This is a genomic window from Pseudonocardia sp. EV170527-09 (genome assembly GCF_008369905.1).
Taxonomy (GTDB): Bacteria; Actinomycetota; Actinomycetes; order Mycobacteriales; family Pseudonocardiaceae; genus Pseudonocardia.
Genome location: NZ_VRMC01000200.1, coordinates 1 through 3,011, shown reverse-complemented (window position 1 = coordinate 3,011; position 3,011 = coordinate 1). Strand labels below are relative to the sequence as shown.

3 protein-coding genes and 1 pseudogene are annotated in these 3,011 nt (G+C 69.5%); 3 read left to right on the top strand and 1 reads right to left on the bottom strand.

Annotated features, from left to right (window positions below):
- Positions 1-294 (bottom strand): transposase (locus tag FVA95_RS28210; RefSeq protein WP_193564365.1); only part of this gene is annotated, 294 nt, incomplete at its 3' end.
- Between the two features lie 75 nt (positions 295-369).
- Between FVA95_RS28210 and istA the strand changes: the two are divergent.
- The 3 genes and pseudogenes from istA to FVA95_RS31155 all read left to right on the top strand — a co-directional run.
- Positions 370-1,857, top strand: a pseudogene (istA, locus tag FVA95_RS28205) (IS21 family transposase).
- Positions 1,857-2,660: an IS21-like element helper ATPase IstB gene (gene istB / locus FVA95_RS28200; protein ID WP_149666836.1), complete on the top strand. Its 804-nt coding sequence runs from the start codon at positions 1,857-1,859 to the stop codon at positions 2,658-2,660. The pseudogene istA and the gene istB overlap by 1 nt, the downstream one beginning before the upstream one ends.
- Before the next feature lie 116 nt (positions 2,661-2,776).
- The coding region (locus FVA95_RS31155; protein WP_161992514.1) for a hypothetical protein at positions 2,777-3,011 on the top strand (235 nt) is incomplete at its 3' end.

Below are 3,011 nucleotides of genomic sequence, written 5' to 3'. Positions count from 1 at the left end.
GCGCCGGCGCTCGAGCAGCCAGTCGGGAAAGTAGGAACCGGTGCGGAGTTTGGGGATCGCCAGCTCCACGCTGCCGGCGCGGGTGTCCCAGTCCCGGGCCCGGTAGCCGTTGCGGGAGTTGACCCGCTCGGCGCTGCGTTCCCGATAGCCGGCGCCGCACATCGCGTCGGCCTCGGCCGCCATGAGCGTCTCGGCGAACTGTTTGATCATCGCCCGGAGCAGATCCGGGCTTGCATCAGCGAGCCGGTCGTTCACCCAGCCCGCCACATCGTTCACACTGTCTGACGCGGCCATCGAGTCTCCTCCCTCGAGAACTCTAAGCACTCGAAGGATCACGCGGTGGCCGTCTCATATCCCGACGCCACGCCGTTGATCAGCGACGACGTCGTACACCACGTCCCTGGACGCAACCGCGCAGCGGCCGAGTTGGTCGGGTGTGACCATCACACCGTGGCCCGCTATGTGCGGTTGCGCGAGGCCGGGTAGGGCCCGGTGGCACGTGAGTATCGGGCTCGTCCGATCGACGAGTATCTGGAGAAGATCGAGGAACTGGTGGTCCGTTCCGGTGGCCGGGTCCGGGCGGACGTGGTGCACCGGCGGATCGCCGCAATGGGCTTCACCGGCGGTGAGCGCACCACCCGGCGGGTGGTCGCGCAGGTCAAGCAGCGGTTCCAGGCCGGGCAGCGGCGGGTGTTCCGGCCCTGGATCACCGAGCCGGGGTTGTGGCTGCAGTGGGACTGGGGTGAGGGCCCGCGTATCGGCGGGCGGCGGACCTCGCTGTGGTGCGCGTGGCTGGCGTGGTCACGGTTCCGGGTGGTGATCCCGGTGTGGGACAAGACGTTGCCCACGATCGTGTCCTGTTTGGATGCGACGCTGCGGCGGATCGGCGGGGTCCCGACCTATGCGTTGACTGACAACGAGAAGACCGTGTCGGTCGACCACGTCGCCCGGATCGCGGTGCGCAACCCGGAGATCGTCGAGGTCGGCCGGCACTACGGGATGACCATCCGCACCTGTGTTCCGGCTGACCCTCAGTCCAAGGGCGGGTCAGAGGCCACGGTGCGGATCGCCAAGGCCGATCTCGTGCCCACCGAGGCGAACCTGCTGGCCGAGTACCGCAAGTTCGGCGAGTTGGAGACGGCCTGCAGGGAGTTCTGCGAGCAGGTCAACGACCGCCCACACCGGGAGACCCGGCGCCGCCCGGTCGAGGCCCTGGCCGAGGAACGCACCCGGCTGCATCCGTTGCCCGGTCAGGCGTTCACGGTCGCGTTCGGCACGACGCGGCGGGTGAACTGGGACTGCACGATCTCGGTGGAGGGCGTGCGTTACTCGGTGCCGCACGGACTGGTCGACACTCGGGTCTGGGCCCGTTTCCACGGCGACGAACTGATCGTCACGGCCGTGGGCGAGGACGGTCCGGTCGAGGCGGCCCGTCATGCCCGGTCCACGCCGGGCACCCCGGTGATCAGCGACGAGCACTACCCGCCGCGCGAGAACACCGATGGTGACCGCGTTCCGAAAGCCACTTCGGCGGAGGAAGCGGCGTTCCTCGCGCTCGGGCCGGGCGCGGCCTCCTGGCTGGTCGAGGCCGCCGCGGCCGGAGCCCGGCGGATCCGGCCGAAGATGGCCGAGGCGGTCGCGCTGGCCAAGCTGCACCCGGCCGCAGAGGTCGACCAGGCGCTCGGCACGGCGGCGATCGCCGGCCGGTTCGCCGAGAACGACCTGATCCGCATCCTGGCCCACCAAGCCGGCCGGGAGCAGGCCGAGCCAGCCAGAGCCGGTGAAGCGCACAGCCTGCAACCGGGCACATCGGCCTGGTCCAACTTCGGCATCACCACGGAAGGGGATGAGGCGTGATGGCGGCACCGCTGCGCACCGTCGCGGGCTCAGGCGGCGACCCGCTGACCGAGGCGATTGACGAGGCGATTGAACTGACCAAACGCCTGAAACTGCCCTATATCCGGCGGTCGCTGACCGATCTGATCCCCACCGCCAAGGCCCAACGCTGGGACCCGGCCGAGGTCGTCCGCGTCCTGCTGGCCGAGGAGGCCGCCGGGCGGGACACAGCCAACCTGCGCACCCGCCGCAAGCGGGCGGCGTTCCCCGCCGGGAAGACCTTCGGCGACTGGGACGAACATGCCTCCACCATCCCGCGCCCGACCCAGGACGCACTCAAGACGCTGGAATGGGTGCAACGCAAGGAAAACCTCTGCATCTGCGGACCGTCGGGCACCGGCAAGTCGCACTTCTGCGAGGCGCTCGGCCAGGCCGCGGTCGAGGCCGGGATGACCGTCGCCTGGTTCACCATCGAGGACCTCGGCGTCCTGGTCCGCCGCCACCGCGCCGACGACTCGATCACCCGAGCGATGACACGACTGATCCGCACCGACCTGATCATCATCGACGACATCGGGCTACTACCGGTCAGCCCGGACGCCGCCGAAGGCTTCTACCGCCTGGTCGACGCCGCCTACGAGCGGCGGGCGTTGGCCGTGAGCTCGAACCTGCACCCGTCCGGGTTCGACGAGATCATGCCCAAGACCCTGGCCACCGCGACCGTCGACCGACTCCTGCACCACGCCCATGTCGTGGTCACTCAAGGTGACAGCTTCCGGCTCGCTCAGGCCACCTCAGGCAAGGGGGTGACGCCGTCGAGCTGACCGAGCCCCATCCCACGGCGGGGAACTATCTGGCCACCGTTGGGGAGAGCTGGATAGCCACCAGCGGGGATAACTCCAGGCCGTCTATGGGGACGAACGAATGGCCATTGACAGTCGTGCTCAGCGAGCTGCGCGGTCAGCCCCGCGGCCACTACGTCCTGTCCGACGTCGCCGGCGCCGCGAACAGCGCCCGCGCCCAGCTCGTGCCGGGTAGCGTCGATCCGGGCGCGATCACGTGGCTGGTGCTGTCCGGGGACGGGCTGTGGTGTCGGTTGATGGACGACCTGACGTGTCGTTGGCCCGGGCGCGATCATGACACGGCTGCCGGGACCGGGGACAGTGCTCTGTCCT

Bases quoted from the DNA above. Each gene is read 5' to 3' on its own strand.
- istB (WP_149666836.1), top strand. From the start codon at position 1,857: ATGGCGGCACCGCTGCGCACCGTCGCGGGCTCAGGCGGCGACCCGCTG.